2 protein-coding genes are annotated in these 1,341 nt (G+C 71.6%); both read right to left on the bottom strand.

The features are described from left to right. A partial coding sequence (locus QH283_RS26950) for an alcohol dehydrogenase catalytic domain-containing protein (protein WP_280505742.1) occupies positions 1–652 on the bottom strand: 652 nt, incomplete at its 3' end. An 80-nt stretch (positions 653–732) separates the two neighbouring features. After that, positions 733–1,164 (bottom strand): DUF5997 family protein, encoded by a 432-nt coding sequence (locus tag QH283_RS26945; protein ID WP_280505741.1) that lies wholly within the window; start codon positions 1,162–1,164, stop codon positions 733–735. Positions 1,165–1,341 lie beyond the last annotated feature (177 nt).

The following is a 1,341-nucleotide window of genomic DNA, read 5'->3' as shown; positions in this document are numbered from 1 at the left end:
GGCGGCGGTCATGCGGGGATCTCACGGGTGAGGAGGAGTCCGGCGCCGAGTAGTCGACGGTGGCATCCGCGCCGAGCTCACGGGCCAGTTCGAGCTTGCGCTGTCCGCGCGCGGCGGCGACCACGGTGGCCCCGGCGCGACGTGCCAGCTGGATCAGCAGGGTGCCCAGACCGCCCCCGGCCGCGGTGATGAGCACATGGTCACCGGCGCGCACCCCGGCGCGGTCGAACAGTGTGATCGCGGTGCGTCCGTCGTGGACCAGCGCGCAGGCCTGTTCCGTGCTCACCCCGTCGGGCACCAGGTGCAAGCTCTCCGCGCGGGCGAGCGCCCGCTCGGCGTATCCGCCGGTGGGGACGCCGCCGAAGAGCCCGCTGGCCGCGGTCGCGCCAACCACCCGCCTGCCGATCAAGGCCGGATCCACCTCGGGGCCGACGGCGCGCACGGTGCCGCTGATGCCGCCGCCGGGCACATACGGCGGCTCGACGGGAAAGAAGTCCCGGCCCCAGCCCGCCCGCAACCTGGTGTCGAGGAACATCACATCGGCCGCCTCGACGCCGACCACCACCTCTCCGGCGGCAGGCTCGGGATCGGGCAGCTCACGCGCCGCGAGCACCTCCGGTCCACCGAAATCTGTTGCCTGAACTGCTTTCACGAGCGACTCCTCGCCTCGGATGCATGGACGACACCCATCGTGAAACCTGAAGCAATGTTCAGGTCAAGGCCTCGGTGGAATCAGTTCTTCCTGCCCTCGCCGAAACGGTTCTTGGCCGGGCGGTTGGTGGCGGCCCGGTGCGCGGCGCGCTTGGCCTTGATCCGCTCGTTCTCGCGCAGCACCTCGGCGTAGTTCTCCCGCTCGCGCACCAGCCACTCCGGCGGATCGGCGAGCAGCGCCTCGATCTCGGTGGCGGTGAGCGCGTCGGCCACCTCGGCGCGGGCCAGGCCGCTGTTGGAGATGCCGAGCTTGCGGGCGGTGATGTCGCGGGGGAAGGGGCCGTTGCGGCGCAGGTCGGTCAGCCACTGCGGCGGATCGGCGCGCAGTCGCTCCAGCTCGCCGAAGGACAGCGGGGAGTCGCGGAACTCCGCCGGCGCGGCCGGCAGGTAGATGCCGAGCTTGCCTGCCGCCGTCAGCGGCTTCATCATCTGCGATTTCTTGTCCGCACTCACCGCGACAGCCTAGCGGGCGGGCTCGGCCGGACCGTCGTCGGTGGTGCAATACGCTTGCCGGATGAGCCAGTTCGAGTCGATCGACCCCACCCGGCTGCGCTGGTTCGCCGAGGTGCTGCGCGAGAACGAGCGGATCAAGGCCAAGCGCGCCGCGCACCGGGCCGCCACCAACCGCCC

The sequence above is a fragment of the Nocardia farcinica genome (assembly GCF_029867845.1).
GTDB lineage: Bacteria > Actinomycetota > Actinomycetes > Mycobacteriales > Mycobacteriaceae > Nocardia > Nocardia farcinica_A.
This window is presented reverse-complemented; position numbering and strand designations above follow the sequence as displayed.